This window comes from Stappia taiwanensis (assembly GCF_014635285.1).
GTDB classification, from domain to species: domain Bacteria; phylum Pseudomonadota; class Alphaproteobacteria; order Rhizobiales; family Stappiaceae; genus Stappia; species Stappia taiwanensis.
Map to the genome: position 1 here is coordinate 1 of NZ_BMCR01000020.1, position 612 is coordinate 612.

Sequence of the window (612 nt, forward strand, 5' to 3'; positions counted from 1 at the left end):
GGCCATGGGTTGACGCCGTCGCGCAGCCACACCAGCGTGTCGAGCCAGAAGTCGGGCGCATGCCGGTCGTGGAACAGGTTGAAATGACCGACGGACTCAAAGCCCAGATCGCCCGGATGCAGCTGCACCATGGTCCGCTGCGCCCGCGTGTAGTAGCGCAGCGTGCGCCGGATGGCGCTGAGCGTGCCATACGCGTCGTCGGTCATGGTGACGGCAAGGATCGGCGCGGAAACCGAGGCCATCCGCCGCAGCGCCGAGCGCCGCTCCCGCGGCGGGTGGCTCTTTTCGAAGCGCGGTCCGCGAAAGCTCCACTCCCGGGCCACACCGGCGGGAAGATCCTCCAGCCACCCCAGCCGCCGGCCGGGGAAATAGCCGCAACAGGCCGTCAGCGCCGGCATGACGATGTGCCATTGCCAGAACATCGACAGCCAGTGCCGCCGGGCGTAGTCGCCGCACCAGGCGTATTGCGCCCCCACCGTCAGCATCCGGCTCACCAGCGGCGCGCTGGCCGCAAGCCCCGGCAGGAAGCCGCCGACGCTGTGGCCGACCACCAGCAGCGGCCGTTGCCGGCGCTCTTCATGCATCAGCCTGACGGCGGCATCGAAGTCCTTC

Annotated in this window: 1 protein-coding gene; it reads right to left on the minus strand. The window is 69.6% G+C overall.

Annotation, left to right across the window (positions count from 1 at the left end; all coding sequences use genetic code 11):
* On the minus strand, nucleotides 1-612 hold a 612-nt coding region (locus tag IEV83_RS20010), incomplete at both ends, for an alpha/beta hydrolase family protein (RefSeq protein ID WP_188478638.1).